This is a genomic window from Amycolatopsis pigmentata, from assembly GCF_042684065.1.
Classification (GTDB): Bacteria; Actinomycetota; Actinomycetes; order Mycobacteriales; family Pseudonocardiaceae; genus Amycolatopsis_E; species Amycolatopsis_E pigmentata.
The window spans coordinates 873,192-893,750 of the sequence record NZ_JBHUKR010000007.1 but is presented as its reverse complement, the minus strand read 5'-3'; the positions used below and the strand labels follow the sequence as shown (position 1 = coordinate 893,750).

General features: G+C 68.8%; 21 protein-coding genes. 9 read left to right on the top strand and 12 right to left on the bottom strand.

The features are described from left to right. Window positions 1-72: 72 nt before the first annotated feature. Window positions 73-1,704 (bottom strand): TM0106 family RecB-like putative nuclease, encoded by a 1,632-nt coding sequence (locus ACFSXZ_RS17285; RefSeq protein ID WP_378266043.1) that lies wholly within the window; start codon window positions 1,702-1,704, stop codon window positions 73-75. Between the two features lie 185 nt (window positions 1,705-1,889). Between ACFSXZ_RS17285 and ACFSXZ_RS17280 the strand changes: the two genes are divergently transcribed. Continuing rightward, window positions 1,890-2,345, top strand: a complete 456-nt coding sequence (locus tag ACFSXZ_RS17280; RefSeq protein WP_378266042.1) for a DUF6474 family protein — start codon at window positions 1,890-1,892, stop codon at window positions 2,343-2,345. Window positions 2,346-2,525: 180 nt separating this feature from the next. Here ACFSXZ_RS17280 and ACFSXZ_RS17275 read toward each other — a convergent pair whose 3' ends face one another. The 4 genes from ACFSXZ_RS17275 to ACFSXZ_RS17260 are packed head-to-tail and all read right to left on the bottom strand — an operon-like array spanning window position 2,526 to window position 6,109. Further along, window positions 2,526-3,485 (bottom strand): glycine betaine ABC transporter substrate-binding protein, encoded by a 960-nt coding sequence (locus ACFSXZ_RS17275; RefSeq protein WP_378266041.1) that lies wholly within the window; start codon window positions 3,483-3,485, stop codon window positions 2,526-2,528. After that, window positions 3,482-4,276: an ABC transporter permease gene (locus ACFSXZ_RS17270; protein ID WP_378266040.1), complete on the bottom strand. Its 795-nt coding sequence runs from the start codon at window positions 4,274-4,276 to the stop codon at window positions 3,482-3,484. Before ACFSXZ_RS17270 ends, ACFSXZ_RS17275 begins: the two co-directional genes overlap by 4 nt. Then, the gene (locus tag ACFSXZ_RS17265; RefSeq protein WP_378266496.1) at window positions 4,276-5,457 is read right to left on the bottom strand and encodes an ABC transporter ATP-binding protein; all 1,182 of its coding nucleotides are present in this window, start codon (window positions 5,455-5,457) and stop codon (window positions 4,276-4,278) included. The genes ACFSXZ_RS17270 and ACFSXZ_RS17265 overlap by 1 nt, the downstream gene beginning before the upstream one ends. A gap of 4 nt (window positions 5,458-5,461) precedes the next feature. After that, window positions 5,462-6,109 (bottom strand): ABC transporter permease, encoded by a 648-nt coding sequence (locus ACFSXZ_RS17260; protein ID WP_378266039.1) that lies wholly within the window; start codon window positions 6,107-6,109, stop codon window positions 5,462-5,464. Window positions 6,110-6,319: 210 nt separating this feature from the next. Between ACFSXZ_RS17260 and ACFSXZ_RS17255 the strand changes: the two genes are divergently transcribed. The 4 genes from ACFSXZ_RS17255 to ACFSXZ_RS17240 all read left to right on the top strand — a co-directional run bounded on the left by ACFSXZ_RS17255 (window position 6,320) and on the right by ACFSXZ_RS17240 (window position 9,225). Next, entirely contained in the window at window positions 6,320-6,829 is a 510-nt protein-coding gene (locus ACFSXZ_RS17255) for a hypothetical protein (protein ID WP_378266038.1), read from the top strand. Between the two features lie 65 nt (window positions 6,830-6,894). Beyond that, entirely contained in the window at window positions 6,895-7,635 is a 741-nt protein-coding gene (locus tag ACFSXZ_RS17250) for a YcnI family copper-binding membrane protein (protein WP_378266037.1), read from the top strand. Window positions 7,636-7,646: 11 nt separating this feature from the next. Further along, window positions 7,647-8,162 carry a copper resistance CopC family protein gene (locus ACFSXZ_RS17245; RefSeq protein WP_378266495.1) on the top strand — a complete coding sequence of 172 codons (516 nt, stop codon included), beginning with the start codon at window positions 7,647-7,649 and terminating at the stop codon, window positions 8,160-8,162. Window positions 8,163-8,202: 40 nt separating this feature from the next. Continuing rightward, on the top strand, window positions 8,203-9,225 hold the full coding sequence (locus tag ACFSXZ_RS17240; RefSeq protein WP_378266036.1) for a copper resistance D family protein: 1,023 nt from the start codon (window positions 8,203-8,205) through the stop codon (window positions 9,223-9,225). Window positions 9,226-9,378: 153 nt separating this feature from the next. On the opposite strand, the gene ACFSXZ_RS17235 is transcribed toward ACFSXZ_RS17240, so the two are convergent. Beyond that, window positions 9,379-10,290: a phosphotransferase enzyme family protein gene (locus ACFSXZ_RS17235; protein ID WP_378266035.1), complete on the bottom strand. Its 912-nt coding sequence runs from the start codon at window positions 10,288-10,290 to the stop codon at window positions 9,379-9,381. A 71-nt stretch (window positions 10,291-10,361) separates the two neighbouring features. Continuing rightward, entirely contained in the window at window positions 10,362-11,744 is a 1,383-nt protein-coding gene (locus ACFSXZ_RS17230) for a tetratricopeptide repeat protein (protein ID WP_378266034.1), read from the bottom strand. Between the two features lie 292 nt (window positions 11,745-12,036). Between ACFSXZ_RS17230 and ACFSXZ_RS17225 the strand changes: the two genes are divergently transcribed. Then, window positions 12,037-12,366 (top strand): hypothetical protein, encoded by a 330-nt coding sequence (locus ACFSXZ_RS17225; RefSeq protein WP_378266494.1) that lies wholly within the window; start codon window positions 12,037-12,039, stop codon window positions 12,364-12,366. A 7-nt stretch (window positions 12,367-12,373) separates the two neighbouring features. Continuing rightward, entirely contained in the window at window positions 12,374-12,772 is a 399-nt protein-coding gene (locus ACFSXZ_RS17220) for a hypothetical protein (protein WP_378266033.1), read from the top strand. 195 nt (window positions 12,773-12,967) lie between these two features. Here the strand turns inward: ACFSXZ_RS17220 and ACFSXZ_RS17215 are convergent, their stop codons facing one another. Beyond that, on the bottom strand, window positions 12,968-14,248 hold the full coding sequence (locus tag ACFSXZ_RS17215; protein WP_378266032.1) for an MFS transporter: 1,281 nt from the start codon (window positions 14,246-14,248) through the stop codon (window positions 12,968-12,970). Further along, window positions 14,245-15,516, bottom strand: coding sequence for a GH1 family beta-glucosidase (locus tag ACFSXZ_RS17210; RefSeq protein WP_378266031.1), 1,272 nt, complete (start codon window positions 15,514-15,516; stop codon window positions 14,245-14,247). Before ACFSXZ_RS17210 ends, ACFSXZ_RS17215 begins: the two co-directional genes overlap by 4 nt. Window positions 15,517-15,636: 120 nt before the next feature. Here ACFSXZ_RS17210 and ACFSXZ_RS17205 point away from each other — a divergent pair, with 120 nt between their 5' ends. Continuing rightward, complete coding sequence (locus ACFSXZ_RS17205) at window positions 15,637-16,260, top strand: TetR/AcrR family transcriptional regulator (RefSeq protein WP_378266030.1); 624 nt, start codon at window positions 15,637-15,639, stop codon at window positions 16,258-16,260. 104 nt (window positions 16,261-16,364) lie between these two features. Here ACFSXZ_RS17205 and ACFSXZ_RS17200 read toward each other — a convergent pair whose 3' ends face one another. After that, complete coding sequence (locus ACFSXZ_RS17200) at window positions 16,365-17,546, bottom strand: amino acid deaminase/aldolase (RefSeq protein WP_378266029.1); 1,182 nt, start codon at window positions 17,544-17,546, stop codon at window positions 16,365-16,367. An 85-nt stretch (window positions 17,547-17,631) separates the two neighbouring features. Between ACFSXZ_RS17200 and ACFSXZ_RS17195 the strand changes: the two genes are divergently transcribed. Then, window positions 17,632-18,954, top strand: a complete 1,323-nt coding sequence (locus ACFSXZ_RS17195; RefSeq protein ID WP_378266028.1) for a D-arabinono-1,4-lactone oxidase — start codon at window positions 17,632-17,634, stop codon at window positions 18,952-18,954. 16 nt (window positions 18,955-18,970) lie between these two features. On the opposite strand, the gene ACFSXZ_RS17190 is transcribed toward ACFSXZ_RS17195, so the two are convergent. Next, window positions 18,971-19,621: an NAD(P)H-binding protein gene (locus ACFSXZ_RS17190; protein WP_378266027.1), complete on the bottom strand. Its 651-nt coding sequence runs from the start codon at window positions 19,619-19,621 to the stop codon at window positions 18,971-18,973. A 21-nt stretch (window positions 19,622-19,642) separates the two neighbouring features. Further along, a complete protein-coding gene (locus ACFSXZ_RS17185) occupies window positions 19,643-20,275 on the bottom strand; it encodes a hypothetical protein (RefSeq protein ID WP_378266026.1) in 633 nt (210 codons plus the stop codon). Window positions 20,276-20,559: the final 284 nt, after the last annotated feature.

Below are 20,559 nucleotides of genomic sequence, written 5' to 3'. Positions count from 1 at the left end.
CCGCGACCTTGCGTGCGCACGACAACGGCGCGCTCTGTGCTCACCTCGACAGCCGCGGACCGGCAAGAGGCGTCATAGGTCGCCCATGAACGGGATGGCGTTGGCCGAGTCGGACATCCACCGGCGCAGGGCGTAGGTGGCGCGGACGTCGTCTTCGTTGTAGTGGAGAAGACGCATCCGCTGGGCCAGGTCGGGCGCCTCGCCGTCCATGCCGACCGCGGCCCGGTACCAGCGCATCGATGCCTCGCCGTTCGCCTCCGGGTCACGCCACGAGAATCCCGCCACCGGCGCGACCACCTTCAGGCCTTTGCCCCGCGCGCACAGGAACTGTTCCGAAACGCCGCGGAACAGGTCCACCCACTCGTCGGAGTCCACAAAGGACTGAACGGCCGCGCGGCCGGGAACGCCCTCGAAGCCGGCGAAGCGTTCCACCGAGCCGAAAAGCCATCGGTTCTCCGCCATCGCGTTGTAACAGTAGGCGCGGAAGGTGAGCCCCCTCGCCACCGTTCGTGCCCGGATTTCGCTGAGCCAGGCCCAGAACTCCGCGAACGAGCGCGCCTCGTCGGCGGCGGGCAAGGGATCCCACGTGACGAACGAGCGGTATCCCTGCTCCAGCCCGATGTCCGCGCCGGAAAGCAGGCAGCCCCACAGGTACGCGCCGGATTCTCCGAAGCTCTCCATGTCGACGTCGAGTTCGACGTCGGCGCGGGGCACCTGGACCTCGCGCACCTTCCGGACCATCGTCAGGTCGGCCAGCCAGGCGCGCGCCAGCACCACCGCGTCCACGAACGTGCTCGACGTCCACAGGATCGGGGGCTCGTCGGCCGGGTCGAGCGCGGCCAGCTTGTCCACTGTGGACACACCGGCGCGGCGCAGTTCCATCGCGTCCTCACCGCGGACCACCAGGCTCACGTCGCGGACCGCTCTCAGCGCCGTCTCGCAGGTGGGCCACCACGGGCAGGTGCGGCATTCCAGGACACGGGACGGTTCGGCGAGCGCGGGCCCACCGCTCACGGCGGCTTGCGCGACGGCCAGCCGATCGGCGAAGCGGGCGTCGTACTCCTCCAGTGCCGTACGGCCGCCCGGCCAGTTCGGCGCCTGGAGATCGTGCCAGAGCACCACGTCCGCATCCAGCCCGATCACCCCGCCGAGCAGACGATCCGACGCGTGGCCCGTGCTCTCCAGCATCCGGTGCAGATGGGCGAGCCGGAGCTGGTCACGCGCGTGCGAGCGGACCTTGCGGGTGGTGTCCACGACCGCGTGCCCTGGGTCGAGATCTTCCACCTCGGTGGTGAGCGCGCCGGTGCCGGGATCGGTGATCCGGTGCCGGACGACCAGCAGCGGCACGTAGCCCCCGTCCACCCGGACGAGCAACTCGGCTCCACCGCGCCGGTGCTCGGCTCGATCGGCCGGTAACAACCCGCCCCAGATGTGCGAGGCGCCCTCGGCCAGCGCGCTCTCGGTCAGCCGGACACGTTCGGACGACGGCTCGCCGGGAGCGATCGTGACCCAGGTGCCGGGGACCGCCGCCATCAACCGCCGGCGAATCAGGTCGCGATGCGTCGCGGCGTCCGCCATGCGTTGTTCGGCCGCCGGGTCGGGCGGGGCGAGCGGCGTCTCCCGCATCGCCGGGTCGTGGTCGAGATGCACCCGACGACGGCAACGACTCACCGCACCAGCGTCGAGCAGCACCTCCGGTTCCATGCCCACCACTTTAGAAGCACCCACCGACAGATTGTCCTCGCGGCGTGAAGCCCCGGTTCCAGCGGGCGGCGCGGAGGCGATCGAGGCGAACACCACCGGAAGATCCGCGGCACCGGGCACGGAAACCCGGCATCGTACGAGTGTCCGGCATGCTCATGGCCACACCATGCCAGTAAGTTCTACCCATGGCACGCAAGAAGGCGGACGAAAGCGGACTGACGCCGAAGAAGGCGCGCAACGCCGTCGCGGTGGCCAAGATCGTGGTACCGGCCGTGGCCCCCGTGCTCGCGCCGTTCGCGGTCAAGGCGGCGGGTGCGGTGCGGGAAGCCTACGACCGCTACCAGGCCCGCAAGCTCGGTGTCCCGGTGGAGGCGCTGCCGGAGTTCACCGGCCGGGGAGCAGGCCTGCTGGCGCGCATCGCCGGAATCTCGCAGGCGGTGAGCGAACTGCGCCACTCCGCACGCGCGAAGAAGGACGATCTGGTCTGGGCCGACGACGCACAGGCGACGCTGGAACAACTCACCGCCGCGGTGCGCGCGGCCGAACGCATGCCTTCCGCCCGCCGCCGCGCCGCGCACCAGGCGGTCGCCTCCGAGCTCGAACGCCTGGAAGCCGAGGTCCTGCACCGCCTCGGCCTCTGACCTCCTCGCACCCTCTTTTCAGAGGAAGGTGGATTTGCCGGCCGGAGGCGGCAACGGCGGGCGACCACAGCGCAGGTTGTCCGCCGGAGGCCGCTGCACGGGACACGCTTTTCGTCCGGCCGCCGATTCAACGCCGCATCATCCGTAGTAAACCCACCTTGCTCCGCTACGAGGGCGCGGTCAGCTGATGAAGCCCTTGGAGACCATCCAGTCCCGGGCGACCTCGCCGGGGTCCTTGCCGTCCACGTCGACCTGCTTGCACAGCTCGATCATCTGCGCGTTGTCGAGTGCCTTGCCCACCGGTACCAGCACGTCGTTCAACGCCGGGTGCTGGGCCAGGTACGACTGCTTGACCGTGATCGAAGCGTTGTACTGCGGGAAGAACGCCTTGTCGTCGGCCAGGACGCGGAGGTTCAGACCGGCGATCCGCCCGTCGGTGGTGAAGATCTCGCCGAAGTTGCAGGTGCCGTTCGCGATCGCGCTGTAGATCGCCCCGGTGCCGAACGTCTTCACCGTGGTGGTCGGGAAACCGTAGGCCTTCTTCACCCCGGGCATCCCGTCCTGCCTGCTGGCGAACTCGGTCTCCACGCAGAACACCGCCTGATCGGGGTGTTCCTTCAGGAACGCCGTCATGTCCGAATTGGACTTCAGGTTGTGGTCACGCGCGTAGGCCTCCGTGGTCCCGAACGCGTAGGTGTCGTTGACCGGCGAATAGTCGAGCCAGGTGATCCCGTGGAGTTTCTCGTCCGCCGACTTCACCGCGTCGAACTGTGCCTGCTCACCCGGAACCGGTTTGTCGTTGCCCTGGTAGGAAAGCCAGCCCGTCCCGGTGTAGTCCCACGACAGGTTGATCTGCCCGTTGAGCACCGCCTGCCGGGCGCTGTTCGACCCGCTGATGTTGGACATGTCCGTGACGTGCGCACCGGCGGCGGAAAGCGCCAGTTCGGCGAGATAGGCCAGGATGATGTTCTCGGTGAAGTCCTTGGAACCGACGGTCACGTGCACGCCCTCGAGGCTGGGCACCGGCCGGATCGTGCCGGGCTTCACGTCGTAGGGCAGTGCCGCGTTCACATCCAGACCGCACGCCGTCAGCGAGCACGCCAGCATCGCCGCGACGCCGGTGGCCAGAAGCCTCCTCATGACAACCCCCTAGGCCCGAAGAACCGCTCCAGCACCGCGCCGACCCAGTCGACGAGCAGCGCCAGTCCGACCGCGAGTACGGCGCCGGTGACCAGAACCGGCACGCGGTTGAGTTTGTAACCGGTGTCGATCAGTTCGCCGAGCCCACCGCCGTTGACGAAGAACGCCAGCGTCGCCGTGCCCACCGCGAGCACGAGCGAAGTGCGCAGGCCCGCCAGGATCAGCGGCAGCGCCAACGGCATCTCGATGCGGAACAGCACGCCCGAGGAGGACATCCCGATCCCGCGGGCGGCCTCGATCAGCGACCGGTCGACGCTGTCGATGCCGACGATGGTGTTCCGCAGCACGGGCAGCAGCGAGTAGAAGGCGATCGGGAGGACCGCGCACCAGAAGCCTTCCCAGTTGGTCCACAGGAAGAACAGCACGATCATGCCGAGCGCGGGCGCGGCCTGCCCGATGTTCGCGATGGTCAAGAACACCGGCGCGACCGGGCGGGCCCAGGAGCGGGTGAGGATCATGCCGAGCGGGACCGCGGCGGCCACCACGATCGCGGCCACCGCGACGGTGATCAACAGGTGCTGCCAGGTCCCGCTGAGCAACGTCGGCCAGTTCAGGGTCTGCGCCTCGGTCGCGTCGTTGTGGCGGGTGAGCGCCCAGATCAGGACCGCCCCGACGATGAGGATCACCGCCGCGGGCTGGACGACGAGCCGGGCGCGATCGGCCCGGCGCACCCCCGACCCGGTGGACAGACCGCTGGACGCGGCTGAAGTACCGCTGGTAGCCGTGCTCATCAGGAGTGTTCCTCCCGCAGCCGCTGCACCGTCGCCATCACCGTGTCCAGCTCGATCATTCCGGCGTACTCGCCTCGCGGCCCCGTCACCGGCACCGAACCGCCTTCGGCGAGGATCGCCTCGAGCGCGTCCTGCAGGGTCGACTGGAGACTCACCAGGTCACCGAGTGGCTTGCCCGCCGTGGCGAGCGAGGACGCCGAGCCGAGGTCGCGGATGTGGACCCAGCGCGCCGGGCGGTCACGGTTGTCGAGCACCAGGGCATAGGTGCCGTTCCGCTCGGTCAGTTTCCGCCGGACGTCGGCGGGTGACTCGTCGAGCCGCGCCAGCACCGGGTCCTCGCCCAGTTCCACTTCGCGGACCCGCAGCAGGGTGAGTTGCTTGAGTGACGCTCCGGCACCGACGAACCCGGCGACGGTGTCGTCGGCCGGGTTGGCGAGGATCGCCTCCGGGGTGTCGTACTGGAGGATCGACGACCCGGTGCCCAGAACCGCGATCTTGTCGCCCAGCTTGACCGCCTCGTCGAAGTCGTGGGTGACGAACACGATCGTCTTGCCCAGCGCCGACTGCAGCCGGAGCAGTTCGTCCTGCAGGTTGCCACGGGTGATCGGGTCGACCGCGCCGAACGGCTCGTCCATCAGCAGCACCGGGGGATCCGCCGCCAGCGCCCGCGCGACACCGACCCGTTGCTGCTGGCCTCCGGACAGCTGGCGCGGGTAGCGGTCGTGGAAGACCTTCGGATCGAGGCCGACCAGGTCCAGCATCTCTTCGACCCGGTCGGCGATCCGCTTGCGGTCCCAGCCGAGCAGGCCGGGCACCACCCCGATGTTCTGGGCGACGGTGAAGTGCGGGAACAACCCGGCCTGCTGGATCGCGTAGCCGATCTTGCGGCGCAACTGGTCGGGGTTGAGCCGCAGCGCGTCCTCTCCCCCGATGGTGATGCGGCCCGAGGTGGGCTCGATCAGCCGGTTGATCATCCGCAGGGTGGTGGTCTTCCCGCAGCCGGAGGGCCCGACCAGGATCACGATCTTGCCGGCGGGGATCGTCATCGTGACGTCGCCGACCGCGGGTTCCCGGGTCCCCGGGTAACGCTTGGTCACGTTCTCGAGCTGGATCTCGGCTCCGGAGACGGCGGAGTCGCCCTCTCCGGTGGCTCCAGGCTCGGCGGCCGCTGTGTTTTCCACGGTTTCAGACACGGACACCCCTTGGCACGGTGAAACGGGCGATGAGGACGTAGATCCCGTCGAGGATCAGCGCGAGGATGACCACGCCGAGCGTGCCCGCCAGCGCCTGGTTCAGGGAGTTGGCGCTTCCCGCCCTGGTCAGGCCGGAGAACACCTCCGACCCGAGGCCGGGTCCCTTGGCGTAGGCGGCGATCACCGCGAGGCCCATCAGCATCTGGGTGGACACCCGCATCCCGGTCAGGATCGTGGGCCAGGCGAGCCGCAGTTCGACCCGGGTGAGCACACCGAAACGGCTCATTCCGATGCCCTTCGCGGCTTCGGTGACGGCCGGATCGACCGCCCCCAGACCGACGATGGTGTTCCGGACGATGGGCAGCAGCGCGTACAGCACCAACGCGATCATCGACGGGATCACCCCCAGACCGAACAGGGGAATCAGCAGCCCGATCAGGGCGAACGAAGGGATCGTCAAGATGGTGCTGGCCAGCGCGGTGGCGAGCGCCGAGCCGAGCGGGCTGGCGTAGACCGCCACCCCGATCAGGATCCCGATCACCGCGGCCAGGAGCGTGGCCTGGACGACCTCGCTCACGTGAAGCCACGCCTGCAGCGACAGGCGGCTCCACCGGTCGCCGACGTAGTCAAACAGGTTCATGCGCCGTCCCCGACTTCCGGCAACGTTGGTAATGGACGGCCAACCGTTACGCATCGTTGGCGTTTGGGCAACCGTTCGGCCCGGCCGACGCCTCTTGACAAGGTGACAATAGGGCGGCTGACCAGGCAAGATAACCGTTCACTCAAATTCTGCGACCCTTGCGTGTTCGGTCGCACCTCCGGATGGACGAGCGTCCCTTACGCTGAGCGCGTGAGCAGACGAGGTGACCTCCGCACGGTGCGTGGTGGTCTGCTCGCGCTGGCCTCGGCCGGCTTGGCGATCAGCGCGCACGCGCTCGCCGGCGGCGGCCCGCCCGACACCGCGGCGACCCTGATCCTGACCGGTCTCGTGGGGTGGACCGGCGCCGCGCTCGCCGAGAAGACCAGGGGGCCCGTCGGCGTCCTCGCGGTTCTCGGCACGGCTCAGCTCGCGATGCACCTCGTGTTGTCCGGGTTGATGGCCCATGCGGCGCCTTCCGGCGGCATGGTCGTCGCGCACGCGGGAGCCACCGCGGTGACCGCCGTGCTCCTGGCACACGCCGAGACGATGCTGCTCGCCGCGGCCGCGAGTGTCCTCCTCCTGCTGCCGGTGGTGTGGCGGCCCGCTCCGGTGCCCGCCGGCCCCGCGCCGGTACCGATCCGTGCGGCGGAGGACCAACCCGTCCTCTCCGTCCTGCTGCGCCGGATCCACGGCAGGCGCGGTCCGCCCGCGCGCTCCTGAACTTCCCTCACACCCGGCGCGGTCCAGCGCCGGGTCTCCCAAACCTTTTCAGGAGCAGCTTTTTCATGTCCAGGAAACAACTCCTGCGCGCCACCGTCGTGGTGGGCGCGCTCGGTCTCGCGGCGCTGTGCGACGCCGGTGTCGCGTCGGCTCACGTCACGGCGAACGTGTACGGCAACCAACCTCAGAAGGGCGGCAGCGGGACCATCGTCTTCCGTGTGCCCAACGAGGAATCCGACGCGGGGACCGTCAAGGTCGAAGTGGATTTCAAGCCGGAGTACGCGATCAGCTCCGTGCGGTACCGGCCGGTTCCGGGCTGGACCGCGGAGGTCACCAACACCGCTCTGCCCGCTCCGGTGAAGAACGGCAAGAACCTCGACGTCACCCAGGCGGTCACCAAGGTGGTCTGGACCGCGCAGCCCGGTGGCGGGATCGCCAAGGGAGCCGACCAGTTCCAGGAGTTCGAGATCACCGCGTCCACTCTTCCCTCCAATGTGGACAGTCTCGCGCTTCCCGCCGTCCAGACCTACGACAACAACAAGGTCGTCCAGTGGAGCGACGTGGCGGCGCCGGGTGCCCCGGAGCCGGAGCATCCGGCGCCGACCGTCCGGCTCGTCGCGGCCTCGGCGGGCGATGACCACGGCATGGCGACGATGGGCACGCAGGACACTTCCGTGGCACCGGCCGGAAAAACCTCCGACGACACCGCGCGCTGGCTAGGCGGAGCGGGTCTTGCCGCCGGAGCGCTCGGCGTCGGTTTCGGCCTGGGCGCGCTGACTCGCTCCCGCAAGGGGACGAAGTCGTGAAGGCCCGCGCAATGCTGGCGACGCTGGCCCTGACCGCGATCGCGATGGTCACCACGGCCACCCCGGCATCCGCGCACAACGTGCTCATCTCCACGGATCCGGCGAAGAACGCCTCGCTGGAAACCGGGCCCGCCAGGATCACGCTCACCTTCGACGCGCCGGTCCAGGGCGGCGACATCAACCAGGTCGCGGTCACCGGGCCGGGCGGTACGCGGTGGGCCGAGGGCAGCGTGGCGATCAACGGAAACGTGGTCACCGCGCCGGTTCGCCCGCTGGGCCCCGCCGGGGTCTACACCGTCGGCTTCCGCATCCTCTCCGCCGACGGGCATCCGGTGGAAGACCAGTACACCTTCACCCTCACCAAGGCGGGCAACGGCACCCCCGCGACCGCGAGCGCGGCCACGGGGACCTCATCGTCCGGCGGGTCGAGCGGTGTGCCGGTCTGGGTGTGGGTCGTGGGCGCGGTCGTCCTGCTGGTGATCGGACTCACCCTGGCACTGCGGATGGGCCGGGAGCGCAACTCATGACCCGCACCGGGATCGACCTCGGCTTCGAGGACGTAAGGGCATGACCCGGGCCGGGACCACCTCGCGGGCTCACCACTCCGCCTTCGTCTCCGCGGTCGCGGGGTCGCTGGCCGGCGTTCTCATCGGCGTGGCGCTGACCACGATCACGCCGATTCCGGGCGTGACGGACGTCAGCGAGGTGGTCTCGGTCGCCATTCCGGTCGTGCGTGTGCTGCTCGACATCGCGGCCGTGACCACCGTGGGGCTCGCCCTGCTCTCCGTCCTGGTCGGCTACGACAGGCCGAAGCTGGCCGATCCGGTGCTGGCCAAGGCTCGGCACGCCGCGGTGGCGAGCGCCTTGGTGTGGTCGGTGACCGCGATGGTCACCCTGGTGCTCCAGACCGCCGAGTTCCGTCCGCAGACCGCCGACATCGGTCCGCGCGACCTCCGGGACTACGTCGTCCAGATCGGTGCGGGCAAGGCGCTGGTGGTCGTCGCGGTGCTCGCGCTGGTGCAGGCGGGACTCGGCATGCTGGCACTGCGGCACGGCGAGAGGGTGCCGGCCGAGGTCCGGGCCGGGCTCGGCCTGTTCGCGCTGTTGCCGCTGCCGGTCACCGGGCACGCCGCGAACTGGAACTACCACGACTACACGATGATCTCGATGGAGTTGCACGTGATGAGCGCGGTCGCCTGGACCGGCGGCCTCGGCGCGCTGACCGTGCTGTTGTTCGCCAACCGGACCCTGCTGGCCCACGCGTTGCCCCGGTTTTCCCGGCTCGCGACGCTGTGCCTGGTGGTGTCCGCGGCGACCGGCTTGTTCAACGGATGCGTGGAGATCCTGCTCAACCCGACCATCGGCTTCTGGGCGGGCCTGTTCACCACGCCCTACGGCAGGCTGGTGCTGCTGAAGGTCGCCTGCACGGCCGCGATCGCCGTCCTGGGCGCCAACCTCCGGTGGCGGCTGATGCCGCGGATCGTCCGGCACGAACGGACGGCTTTCGCGGCGTGGGCGACGCTCGAACTCACCGCCATGGGACTGGCCTTCGGCTTCGCCGTGGTGTTGACCCGAGCCCCAGTTACTTAACAGTACGTAATCACTGGCGACACGACTGGAGTAGTCGATGGGCCAATTGGCGTATGACCAGTTGGGCCGAATTTCGTACCGAATGCACGTGCAGAGCGCAAACGACGAACGGTCACGTTATGTCGGCGAATGCCACCGACCATGACCGATGGGTCAGGAATACCTCGACCACCGGGCCACCGCGCCGCCACTTCGCAGGTCGTCCAGGCGACGGCGGAGCTCGGCACGGACCTGTGGACGACTGCGCACGATGGGGAGCACGCTGGTGGCCAGCTTGAGCTCCCGCACCGCCCTGAGCACGGCGAACCCTTCCCAGGCCGTGACGTCGAAGCCATAGGTGTCGGCGAGCATCCGGTACCGGCCTGCCGGGTCGCCGAAGCGTTCGCGCCCGACCGCCAGTGGCGTCAGGTCCCATTCCGGTGGCCCGACGCAGGAGGAATCGAAATCACACAGCACCGGTCCCGCCGGACCGTTGATCACGTTGCCGGTATGCGCGTCGCCGTGGATCAATCCCCGCGGGAGGGGAAACCGCAGTTCACCCAGGGCCGCCTCGACCTCCGCGCACCTGCGCAGGAGAAATCGCCGGTCCTGGGGCTCGATCTCTTCGGCGTCGGCGACCCTGGCCTGCACATCGGCCAGCGGTGACCACTCGTCCAGCCCCTCCGGTGGCGGGACGGCGTGCACCCGCCGGAGCAGCCGGCCGAGGTCCTCGCCGGTGGCGCGCCGAGCGGTCCCGTCCACCCGGACCCAGGCGGTGATCACGTGCTCGCCGACTCCGATGGGCTGGTCGACACCGGGCAGCAGGCGGACGGCCGGGATACCGTGCCGCTCGAAATGCCGGGCCACCGCGACCACCTTCGCGGCTCGGTGCCGCAGCGCGCGTGAACCGACGATCCGCAGCACCACGGGCGCGGTGATGAGCGCGTAGACGGCGTTGTTGGTGAACCGCATGAGCTTCGCGCCGCGGGGATCGAGACCCAGCAGTGCCGATGTCTCGCCCAGCGCCCACATCAGCTCTTCCTGGGTGAACCGTCCTTCCGGGACTCGTGCCATCGCCGCCGTCATGACACCCGCCTACTCAGCCGCTTCGCGCGCCCGGCACGCGCCGGGCGCCTACCCGGTCTCGCATCGGCGGTTCACGCGGCGAAGAAGGCGTTCAGGCGCTCGCTGAGATCACGGGCGTCCGGGTTGTTCTTCCGCCGTTCCGCCTCCTCCTTCAGCGGCTCCATGCGGTCCTTGATCCGGGCCGACTTCAACCCGTCCGAAGTCTCCAGCGCGGTGCGGCCGACCTTGGAACCGTGGTCGATGTCGCCGTCGAGAAGATGGTTGGTGGCCAGTTCGCTCAGCATGAACGTCTTGCTGCGCTGCATGTCCTCGCCGTAGGAATCGATCGCCCTGGTCAGCGCGGGGATCGCATAGCGAGTGTGGGCGGTGTCCACCTTGCGCGCCAGCACCGTGTGAACGGTGCCGATCATGGCGTAGACGTCGGTCTGGTTGAAGAACTTCACCCAGTCCTCGGCCTCGGCCACGTTGGCACGGGCGAACTCGTCCTTGGCCAGACCCAGCAGCTTCAGCGCCTGGTCCTCGTTCTCCATCATCGCGTAGGCCCATGCCTGGTTCGCCGCGAGCACCGCGATCGCCAGTTCCGAACCCGACTCCTGCGCGGCGATCTGTCCCAGCTGGAACAGTTTCAACGCGTCGTTCGGGGCTTCCTGGTGCAGGTACACGCGGCCCATCCGGTACAGGATGTTCGCCACCAGCGGGTTGTTGTCTCCCTGCTTGGCCAGTTCGAGCGCGTTGGCGAAGTGCCCGCGCGCCGAGTCCATCAGACCCGTGTCGAACGAGGTCCATCCGGCCAGGCTGTGCAGGTCGGCCAATGCGACGAACAGGCGCGATCTCACCGGCGTGGCCGCCGAGGAGTCGAGCATCTGCTGCCCCCACGACAGCTGTGCCACTACGGCGTCACGGCAGAAGCCGCCGCCGTACTGGTAGTCGAGCGCGCGCAACGCCCTTGTCGCGGCCTCCACCTGGCGCACATCGGTCATTCCGATATGGCCTGGTGCCGGCGTCCTCGCGGGGCTCGCGGCCCAGGAATGCGGGGACGATCCGAAGACCGCCGCACCCATGGTCACCTGGGCGGCGTGCGCGAGGAAGTTCCGCCGCTTCACGGACTCGTCCTCCTCAGCCTGCTGCGCGTCGGCTGCGCCGACGACTTGGATCTCGGTGGCCTCGTCGTAGGCGAGACCCATGTACCCCCGAGGGACACCGAGGCCGTCCGCGATCCTCGCGAGCACGTCGTAGGCCATGACCTGACGACCCTTGAGGATCTCCGAGACCTCGGACTGCGACTGTCCGGTCATCGCGGCTATCTGGCGCTGGGAGATGCCTTCCTTACGGAGGTTGCGGTAGACCGCGCTCACCTCGCGCGCGGCCAGGGCTTCCCGCATCTCCCGTTTGTCCCAGACATCAGGGTTGATGGGGTGTCCCTGCCGGGCATCCGCAACGTTGCTGGCGTCCATTTGCGCCCCTTCACCGTCCCGTTGGGGGTTGATTCGCAGCGTAGGCACCACTATTGAACCGCGCGAACCACCATTTTGCCGAGCCTGATCGGCCCTGCCGAAATCTTGCGACCGTTTACCGTGAAGGCCGCGCCGGTCGGCGCTGTGCCGCCGGTTCGGCTTCTCATCGGCCCGGCTTCATCGCAATCTAGAAACCAGTTCTCCGTGAGCGGCCACACACAGTCGGCGATCACGCAGAGCGACGGATTACCCGTTGGCAAGCCCGAACCGAACGAGAGCGGAGTTGAACGCGGTGGAGTTCGTGGACTCGATTCCGGCGACACGCGCCGGGCACCCGAGGCCGGTGCCGGGACGTGAGGCCTTCCGTTCGGCCCCTCGGGCCACGATGCCCGCGGTTGCCGACCCGCGCGCCGCGCAGGTGCGCCGGTACGAGAGTGGCCAGCTGGTCTGGCGCGTGCAGTGCGGCGACATGATCAACCGGGAACGGTGCGTCACCGTGCTCGTCCAGGACAACCAGGTGGTGCTGGTGGGTCCGCCGGGCGAAACGGCGCGCCTTACCGCAGGTCAGCTCGGCCAGTTGCGGGCGGCCCTCAACGAAGCTGCCAAACTGACGGAAAGGTGAGTTCCTCGTGGACCAGATCCTCGGGCAAGTTCTCCGCGACGCGGTGTGGGAGCGCCTCGATATGCTCGCCGACCTCGCCGACCGCGCCGACGCCCCCTCGCTGGTATCGGTGGCTCGTTCCGAGCTGCCCCGGCTGACCGAGGGCTGGCGCGCGATGCTCTCCGCGCACGAGCCGGACGAGCGAGGCGACTGCCCGACCTGTTCGACCAGGTGGCACCGGTGCAAGGCACCGTGCTCGGTCTGGCAGGTCGCCCATGAGCACCTCGTGGCCGGCGGCCTCGCCCCTCAGCAGGACCTGCGCCGCCCGTGGCGCCGGAAGAACTCTTCCGTGCCAAGCCAGACACGGGGCACGAAGGCCCCTGAGCCGGCCGCCCGGCACGCGCTGGTACCGCAGGTCGCTCACTGAGCGCCGCTCGGCGATTAATCTAAAACTTAACAGTGGATCCCCTAGCCAGACCTTCAATCCGGGGGTACCTTGATCACCACGGTCGCAGCTGAAATCACGGTTCGCGGCCGCCCCCGCCCTGGTTGGCCCCGAACTCCGCGGGCCGGTGCCGTTGCACTCCCCTCCCCCGACCGGCACCGGCCCGCGGGCCCACTTTCACCGCACCGAGCGGACCCCGAGGACGAAGGCTCCCGCCGCGAGCGTGGCAACACCCGCGGCGGCGAAAAGGCCGGGGTATCCACCGAAATCGGCCAGCATCACCGTCGCCACCAGCGGAGCGATGACCTGCGGCAACAGGTTCGCGATATTGACCACGCCCAGGTCCTTGGCGCGATCGGTGGCGGCGGGCAGCACCTGGGTGAGGATGGCCAGCGCCACCGCCCAGTAGGCCCCGAATCCCAGACCGAGCAGCACCGACGCGGCGAGCGCGGCGGGCCAGGTCTGCGAGACGGTCAAAATCAGCGCCGCGACCGCCATGACGGCCACGGAGAAGAGCACGTACGGCTTACGCCGGCCAGAGGAGTCCGAAAGCCTGCCGACCGACAGCCCGCCGATTACCAGCGCGACGCCGTACAGGCCCATCATGATCAGCAGGCCTGACGCCGGATCGGGGTAGTGCACGGCGTCGGTCAGGAAGAACAGCAGATAGAAGGTGCCGAGCGCGTTGCCGAGGTTGATCAGGAAATGACAGCCCCAGGCCCAGGCGAAATCCGGATGCTTCCGTGGCGAGACTCCCGCCGAGGCCAGCACGGAACGCCATCGCGGAAGCGGCCAGTCCCGCGGCAGCGGCAGATCCGGTGTCCGCAGGACGAACAGCACCGCACCCGCGACCACGATCAGCGCGCAGGCGAGATAGCCGCCGGTCAGGCCGGTGATCAACACGGTGACCAGCACCGCGCCCAGCACGGTGCCGAGCATCTGGCTGATTCCCACCAGACCGCCGATGTGCGCGCGCTGCTCCACCGGGACGCGGTCGGGCACGGTGGAGGTCAGGGTCGCGAGCATCCCGTTGAGTCCGGCCTGGACCAGGCACCAGCCGAGAATCATGACCACCACGGACGGCGCCAGCGCCAGCACGGCGAGCCCGGCCGCGCCGGCGAGCGCCCCGGCGATCGTCCACGGATGACGACGGCCGAAGCGTGATTTCGTGCGGTCGGAAGCCAGGCCCACCAGTGGATTGGCGAACAACGACACCACCGCGCCGACACCGGTGACCACCCCGAAGGCGACCTCCTTGTGCGCCGGGTCGAGCAGTTCGGCCTGCTCCGGAAGGAGAACCTGGATCGGGGCGTAGATGCCCAGCCACAGTCCGATGTTGGCGAGGAACAGAAGAGCGGTCCAGCCGGGCCGGACCCGTGTCGTGGGCTCGGCCAGCGCGGCGGGCACGGTGGCTTCGGTGACTTCGGCCGTCTGAGGACCGTCGAGTGGTTCGGTCATCGGGACACCAGCTTCCGGTACCAGGTGAAGGAATCCTTGGGGGTTCGACGCTGCGTGCGGTAGTCGACGTGCACCAACCCGAATCGCGGCTGGTAGCCCTTGGACCATTCGAAATTGTCCAGCAAAGACCAGACGAAGTAACCCCGCACGTCCACCCCGGCGTCCATCGCCTCGCGCACCGCGATCAGGTGTGCCGCGAGGAACTTGATTCTCGCGATGTCGTGGATGCCGTCGAAGCTGCACCCGTTTTCGGTGATGTACACCGGTGGCAGGTGGCCGGCGTAACGCCGGTGGAATCCGACGAGCAGATCACGCAGGGCGCCGGGCACGATCGGCGAATCGTTGGTGGTTCGCGGATATCCTTCGACGGCCCGCAGTTCGAACGGCAACGGATTGCCCGGACCGGGGGCCGCGGCGGCGTACGGCTCGTAATAGTTGACACCGTAGAAGTCCAGCGGCTGGGCGATTGTCGGCAAGTCGGCCACGTAGCTGTCCGGCAGGTGCTCGATGATCTCTTCGGGATAGCCGCCGAGCAGCACCGGATCGGCGAACAACCGGTTGAGCAGCGCGTCGAGCCATTCCGCGGCGTCGCGGTCGGCGTCGCCGTCGGTCACGGGCCAGACCGGCGCGTGGTGGTTGGCCGTGCCGACGGACCGGGCCCCGGCGGCGCGCAACGCCTGGACGGCCAGGCCGTGCGCGAGGTTCTGATGGTGCGCGGTGGGCACGGCGCCGAGCAGCAATACCTCGCCCGGCGCGTATTCGCCGATGCCGTAGCCGTAGATCGAGGTCACCATGGGCTCGTTGAGCGGAATCCACATCTTCACCCGGTCGGCGAAGTGTGCGCCGAGGATCGCGGCGTACTCGGCGAAACGTTCGGCGGTGTCCCGGACCAACCAGCCGCCGGCGTCTTCGACCGCCCGTGGGGTGTCCCAGTGGTAGACGGTGGCGACCGGGGAGATTCCGGCTTCGCACACCGCGTCGAGCAACCGGTCGTAGAAGGCGAGCCCCTTCGGATTGGGCACGCCGGCCCCGTCGGGCTGGATTCTCGGCCAGGCGAAGGACATCCGGTAGGCGCCGACGCCGAGATCGGCCATCAGCGCGACGTCTTCGCGATACCGGTGGTAATGATCACAGGCGACGTCCGCGGATTCACCGAACGTGTCCCAGACGGAGGGCCCCCGTCCGTCCTCGCTGGTCGCGCCCTCGATCTGGAAGGCCGAGGTCGAGACTCCCCAGAGGAAATCGGAGGGAAAGCTCAGGTTTTCCACGGGCGGACCACCTTTTCCGCAAAATGTGAAAATTTCTCATACGATAGCTCTTCACCTCGACCGGAGCAAAGCCCGCCGACGCGCTAAAGTCGCAGTTCAGAGCATCAGAAGGAGCACGCCGTGTCGGACACCCAGACGCCCACCCCGCTCCGCAGGCAACCCGTGCAACAGCGCAGCGCCAAGCGGGTGGAGCTGATGCTGGACGCCAGCGCACAGCTGATCGACGAAGTCGGCTACGAGGCACTGACCACCACGATGATCGCCAAGCGGGCCGGCGTGGCGGTCGGTTCGCTCTACCAGTTCTTCCCTGACAAACGCGCGGTCGTCCAGGCTCTCACCCAGCGCAACGTGGACCGGTTCCTCGCCGCGGTCAGCGAGCGGCTGGCCCGCGAGGATCCGGTGCACTGGTGGGACGTCGTCGACTCGGTGCTCGACATCTACCTCACCATGCACCGATCGGTGCCCGGTTTCGCCAAGGTCCATTTCGGTGACGTCGTCGACCGGCAACTGCTGGACGACAGCCGTGACAACAACAGGGTCATCGCCGATTCGCTTACCGAACTGGTGCGCAGGTACGTGGCGAACCCCGGCGAGCGGCTGTCCTTGGTGATGACGGTCGCGATCGAGGTCGCCGACGCGCTGCTCAAGCTCGCCTTCGCCGGAGACCCCCAGGGCGATCCCCGGATCGTCGAAGAGTCCAAGTACCTGATCAAGGGTTACCTCGCCGGCCGCCTGGGAGAGTAGGCGGCCGCCTTCTCGGGCCGGGCACGCCTGCGCCGGGTCACCACGAGCGCGACGCTGAGTCACGAAACTTCATCCACAGCCTGTGGACAAAATCAGGCCGTCGATCAGCCGAAGTTTCGCGACTCGCCGCGGTAGGTGGGGACGGTGGCGATGACCTTGCCCTCGCGCAGCAGGTGGTACTCGTCGAACCGCTCGGCGAGTTCGCCCGCCTTGGCGTGCCGGAACCAGACTCGATCGCCGAGCCGCAGGTCACGGGCCGCTTTTCCGGTCACCGGGGTCTGGACTTCACCCGCCCCTTCGAAGGGGAGCAGCCGCAGCCCGGCCGGCAGGTACGGGGACGGCAGGCGCGAAGGGGAAGCGGGGCCGGAAGCGATGAAACCGCCGGAGAACAGGGTGGCGATCGCCGGGCTGGGCTTGTGGACAACCGGCAGCGCGAACAGGGCCGCGGGTCGCGGCCGAAACCGTGTGTAGCCGTCGAACAGCGCGGAACCGATCAGGGCCGACCCGGCCGCGATCTCGGTGACCGCCTTCTCGGCGCGGGTCGACTCGATGCTGCCCGAGCCACCGCCGTTGACGAACTCGAGATCCGCGATCTCGCGGACCAGGCGCACCGCCTCGGCCCGGCGCCGCGCCAGTTCCGCCGCCGAACGTCGCTGCATCCAGCCCACCAGCCGGTCCGAAAACCGGCCCACCGCGTCCGGGATACCGGCGATCTGACCTTCGTATCCCATCAGGCCGACAAGCCGGAAACCCTTGCGCGCCACCACTTTCCGGGCCAGGTCGGCGGCCTGCCGAGGGGTGAAGACCGGGGAGCGCCGGGTGCCGACGTGCACCATCGGCAACGGCCGCCAGGAGGCGTCGAGTTCGAGGCAGACCCGGATTTCGGGATGGTCCGGCCCGGCCGCGACATCGGCGGCGTCGAGGTGTTCGATCGAGTCGATCATGATCGTGACCGTCGAGCGCGCCCGCTCGACGGCCGCCAGCGCGCGCAGCGCGGTGCGATCCACGCTGGGATAGGCGACCAGGATGTCGTCACTGGTCCCCCGCTCGGCATGCCACAGCGCTTCGGCCAGCGAATAGCACATCAATCCGGTGAAGCCGTCTTCGGCGAGAACGCGTTCGAGCAGGTGACGGCAGCGCACGGACTTGCTGACCACCCGGATCGGCAGTCCGTCGGCGCGGCGGAGCAGGTCCCGGGCGTTGGCGTCGAAGGCGTCGAGATCGAGCACGGCGAGCGGCGGCTCGAGGTCCGCGGTTGCCATGTCGTACACATTCGACGTGGTCATGGAGGTACCGTACGACAACAAGAAGCCAAATGCGAATTACTTTCACCTACGACGTCGGGACGCGATCGAGGGGAAGGTGGGGCCCGTGAGCGGGTGGACGAACTGGGCGGGCACGGCGAGCGCGGATCCGCGGCACGTGCACACCCCGCGAAGTACCGGAGAGATCGGGGCGGCCATCGCCGAAGCCGCCGCCGGTGGCAGGCGCGTGCGAGCGTGGGGCAGCGGTCACTCGTTCACCCCGATCGCCGTCGCCGACTCCGACGCGATCGACCTCGGCGGCTGGACCGGGATCTCTTCGGTGGACGCCGATGGAGCGCTGGTCACGGTTCGGTCGGGCACCACGCTGAAGCAGCTCAACGCGGAACTCGACGGGCTCGGCCTGGCCATGACGAACCTCGGCGACATCGACGCGCAGACCATCGCGGGCGTGATCTCGACCGGGACGCATGGCACCGGTGCCCGCTTCGGTGGACTGTCGACGCAGGTCGCGCGCCTGGAACTGGTGCTCGCGGACGGTTCGGTGGTCACCTGCTCGGCGGACGAACGGCCCGAACTGTTCCACGCGGCCCGGGTCGGCCTCGGCGCGCTCGGCGTCATCACCCAGGTCACGCTGCACTGTGAACCGTCCTTCGTGCTGTCGGCCCAGGAACGGCCGGAACCGCTGGAACAGGTTCTGGAAGGCTTCGACGCGTCGGCCGCGGAGAACGACCACTTCGAGTTCTACTGGTTCCCCTACGGCAAGAACGCGCTGGTCAAGCGGAACAACCGGCTGCCGGTCGGCGCGGCACGCCGGCCGTTGGGCCGGGCACGGCAGTTCTTCGACTACGAGATCATGGAAAACGTCGCGTTCGGCACCCTGTGCCGGGCGGGTCGCGCGATGCCCCGGCTGGTCCGGCCGTTGGGGCGATTCGCCGCGGCCGCGCTTTCCGCGCGCCAGTACAGCGACACCTCTCATCGGGTCTTCGTGACGCATCGCGGAGTTCGTTTCGTCGAGTCCGAGTTCGCCGTTCCCCGCGAGTCGGTTCACCACGTGCTCGCCGAACTTCGTGCGCTGGTACCGAAACTGGCCGATCCGGTCGCCTTTCCCGTCGAGGTCAGGGTCGCGGCGGCCGACGACATCTGGTTGTCCACGGCCCAGGGCCGTGACTCGGCCTATGTCGCGATCCACCAGTTCACCGGGATGCCGTACCGGAAATACTTCGCCGGTTTCGCCTCGATCGTCGCCGAAGTGGCGGGCCGGCCGCATTGGGGGAAGATGCACGACCTCGACGCGGCCACGCTGGCCAAGCTGTACCCGCACTTCGAGGATTTCCGGCGGGTGCGCCGTGAGGTCGACCCCGACGGGGTGTTCGCGAACGCCTACCTCGACCGCGTGCTGGGCCCGGTCGAAGGACCGGTGCCCGAGTAGGGCACGTCGCCCGAGGTCAGAGGCGGACGATCGCCTCGTCGATCGGCGTGTTCCCGGCCACCAGTTCCAGTGTCCGGCCGAAGGTGCCCGCTTCCTCCAGGATCGCCTGGATGACGGCGGCGACGTCGTCGCGGGGAACGCTGCCGTAGTCGACCGATTCGGCGAGGTGGACCTCGCCGGTCCCGGGATCGTCGGTCAGCCTTCCCGGGCGGAGGATCGTCCAGTCCAGGTCACGAGCCCGGAGGTCGTCCTCGGCGGCCTTCTTCGCCCGCAGGTACGCGGTATAGACCTCGTCCGCGCCGGGACGCGGCGGCCGGGCGACACCCATCGCGCCGATCTGGATGTGACGCCGGACACCGGCGTTTTCGGCCGCCTCGGCGAAGAGCACCGCCGCCGCCCGGTCGACGGTGTCCTTGCGGGCGATACCGCTGCCGGGTCCCGCGCCGGCCGCGAAGACCGCCGCGTCCGCGCCCTTCAGCACCTCCGCGACCTCGGTCACCAGGGCGTTCTCCAGGTCGAGCACCACCGGCTCGGCGCTGGAATCGCGCAGGTCACCGGCCTGGTCGACGGTGCGGATGATCCCGACCGCCTGATCACCGGCCGAGGCCAGCAACCGCTCGAAGCGCAGTGCGATCTTCCCGTGCCCGCCCGCAATCACCACTCGCATACGCGCGAGGCTACCCAGGAGTTAGGCCACCGGCAGGTCGTAGGACGCGAGCAGCTGCTCGTAGACCACCTCGTTGATCCAGCGCGAGACGGCGTCCTCCGGGAGGACGAGCCGCTCGGACCGGCCTTCGAGGTCCCTCTCGACCAGCGCGTCGGCGTCGGCGGAGACGATCGCCATCCCGTAGGAGCGCGCCCTCGGCAGGCAGTTGTCCACGTAGTCCTTGGTGAGGACCGCCGACGCAGGCAGCACCAGCGCGGCATCGCCGTAGCGGGCGAACGGCACCGCCGCGGCCATCGCGGTGCGCCAGTGCCGCCCGACCGCGAGCACGCCGACGATCTCGGCCGCGGGCTCCGGAGCGGTCTCCGCGAACTCGGGCCACGTCCAGGTCGCCACGGTGGCGCGGTCGGTGACCGGGCCCGCGCCGACGGCGATCCGCTCGGCGTGCACGTCGGTACGAAGCCGGGCGACCACGGAGACCTTGCGGCCGAGCATGGTCACCTCGGGCAACACGACGCCGGTCCAGTCGAGGCGAGCGGCCGCTTCGCCCGCCAGGAAAGAGGTACTCGCCGGAAGTTCGACGGGTGGCACCACACGAGTGGGAAATGAGCGGCCGGTCACCACCGCGTCGCCGGTGTGCCCTGGTGTTACCGCCACGAGTCCGCCTCCTTCTTCACGCCCTGCTCTTCCCCTGCGTCGCACCTCGTGAAAAGAGGCACATGACTTGAGTACCAGTGGCGGCGGCGTTAATCGCCAGGTAAGTGAAACACCTGCGATCGACGGCACTCAACGGTCGGTGACCGGTCGATAAGCGGTCGACGGACTTCAGTCCGACCCTGCGACCGAACGGGTGAGGCCCAGCTGAGCGGTGTTACGCAGCGGATTACCGCCAGAACGAGCCGTAGCAGCCTACTATCCATTGTGGACATTCGTGGTATTCG

Bases quoted from the DNA above. Each gene is read 5' to 3' on its own strand.
- ACFSXZ_RS17275 (WP_378266041.1), bottom strand. From the start codon at position 3,485: ATGAGGAGGCTTCTGGCCACCGGCGTCGCGGCGATGCTGGCGTGCTCG.
- ACFSXZ_RS17250 (WP_378266037.1), top strand. From the start codon at position 6,895: ATGTCCAGGAAACAACTCCTGCGCGCCACCGTCGTGGTGGGCGCGCTC.
- ACFSXZ_RS17190 (WP_378266027.1), bottom strand. From the start codon at position 19,621: ATGCGAGTGGTGATTGCGGGCGGGCACGGGAAGATCGCACTGCGCTTC.
- ACFSXZ_RS17235 (WP_378266035.1), bottom strand. From the start codon at position 10,290: ATGACGGCGGCGATGGCACGAGTCCCGGAAGGACGGTTCACCCAGGAA.
- ACFSXZ_RS17285 (WP_378266043.1), bottom strand. From the start codon at position 1,704: ATGGAACCGGAGGTGCTGCTCGACGCTGGTGCGGTGAGTCGTTGCCGT.
- ACFSXZ_RS17215 (WP_378266032.1), bottom strand. From the start codon at position 14,248: ATGACCGAACCACTCGACGGTCCTCAGACGGCCGAAGTCACCGAAGCC.
- ACFSXZ_RS17270 (WP_378266040.1), bottom strand. From the start codon at position 4,276: ATGAGCACGGCTACCAGCGGTACTTCAGCCGCGTCCAGCGGTCTGTCC.
- ACFSXZ_RS17240 (WP_378266036.1), top strand. From the start codon at position 8,203: ATGACCCGGGCCGGGACCACCTCGCGGGCTCACCACTCCGCCTTCGTC.
- ACFSXZ_RS17230 (WP_378266034.1), bottom strand. From the start codon at position 11,744: ATGGACGCCAGCAACGTTGCGGATGCCCGGCAGGGACACCCCATCAAC.
- ACFSXZ_RS17280 (WP_378266042.1), top strand. From the start codon at position 1,890: ATGGCACGCAAGAAGGCGGACGAAAGCGGACTGACGCCGAAGAAGGCG.
- ACFSXZ_RS17245 (WP_378266495.1), top strand. From the start codon at position 7,647: ATGCTGGCGACGCTGGCCCTGACCGCGATCGCGATGGTCACCACGGCC.
- ACFSXZ_RS17260 (WP_378266039.1), bottom strand. From the start codon at position 6,109: ATGAACCTGTTTGACTACGTCGGCGACCGGTGGAGCCGCCTGTCGCTG.
- ACFSXZ_RS17200 (WP_378266029.1), bottom strand. From the start codon at position 17,546: ATGACCACGTCGAATGTGTACGACATGGCAACCGCGGACCTCGAGCCG.